Origin of the sequence: Streptomyces sp. NPDC007157 (assembly GCF_040634235.1) — a bacterium.
Lineage (GTDB): Bacteria > Actinomycetota > Actinomycetes > Streptomycetales > Streptomycetaceae > Streptomyces.
Genome location: NZ_JBEYFE010000019.1, coordinates 198,536 through 199,778, shown reverse-complemented (window position 1 = coordinate 199,778; position 1,243 = coordinate 198,536). Strand labels below are relative to the sequence as shown.

1 rRNA gene and 1 pseudogene are annotated in these 1,243 nt (G+C 66.0%); one reads left to right on the top strand and one right to left on the bottom strand.

The window, feature by feature from the left end:
- The first annotated feature begins 176 nt into the window (after positions 1-176).
- Positions 177-293, top strand: a 5S ribosomal RNA gene (gene rrf, locus ABZ642_RS30940).
- Between the two features lie 29 nt (positions 294-322).
- Here the strand turns inward: rrf and ABZ642_RS30935 are convergent.
- Positions 323-1,243 (bottom strand): annotated as a pseudogene (locus tag ABZ642_RS30935) (hypothetical protein); the annotation flags it as partial.

Sequence of the window (1,243 nt, the reverse complement as noted above, 5' to 3'; positions counted from 1 at the left end):
GTTGATAGGCCGGATCTGGAAGCACCGTGAGGTGTGGAGGTGACCGGTACTAATAGGCCGAGGGCTTGTCCTCAGTTGCTCGCGTCCACTGTGTTAGTTCTGAGGCAACGACTGTTGCCGGCTAGAGCTGAACACACAATTAAAAAGTGTGCTTGTTCGCTCGAAACCATTAGGGTTTCGGTGGTCATAGCGTGAGGGAAACGCCCGGTTACATTTCGAACCCGGAAGCTAAGCCTTACAGCGCCGATGGTACTGCAGGGGGGACCCTGTGGGAGAGTAGGACACCGCCGAACAATCTTTGAGGACCCCTGGTCACCAGCGTTCAGCTGGGACCGGGGGTCCTTTTGTTTTTACAATGCTTGTGGTACCGAAGACAGGAGTCACCATGTCCACCAACTCTCCCGACGAGCGACCGGAGCGCGACCAGCGGCGACGGGACAGTGGTGACCGCGGTGACCGTGGCGGATACCGCGGAGACCGCAACGACCGCAGCAACGACCGCGGAGACCGCGGCGGTTACGGCCGTCGCGACGACAACCGCGGCGGCAGCGGTGGCGGTGGCGGTGGCGGTGGCTACGGTCGCCGCGATGACAACCGCGGTGGTGGACACGGCCGGCGGGACGACCGTCGTGGTGACGAGCGCCGTGGCGACGACCGCGGCGGTTACGTTCGCCGTGACGACAATCGCCGTGACGACAATCGCCGTGACGACAACCGGCGCGATGACAACCGTGGTGGTGACAACCGTGGTGGTGACAACCGCGGTGGTGGATACGGCCGTCGGGATGACAACCGCGGTTCTCGCCCGGCGTTCCAGCGGGACGACCGTGGCGACCGGGGTGGCTTCCGGCGGGACGACAACCGTGGCGGCGGCGGTTACCGCGGCCGCGACGACCGGCGGGACGACCGCGGTGACCGTCCGGCGTTCCGCCGTGATGACCGCGACGACCGTGGCGGTCGTGGCGACTTCCGGCGGGACGACAACCGTGGCGGCGGTGGCTACCGTGGCCGGGACGACCGTCGCGACGACAATCGTGGTGGCGGCGGTGGCTACGGTGGCCGTCGGGACGACAATCGTGGCGGCGGCGGTTACGCCCGTCGTGACGACCACCGTGGTGGTGACCATCGTGGTGGTGACCATCGTGGTGGTGACAATCGTGGTGGTGACAATCGTGGTGGTGGATACGGCCGTCGGGATGACAACCGCGGTTCTCGCCCGGCGTTCCAGCGGGACGACCGTGGT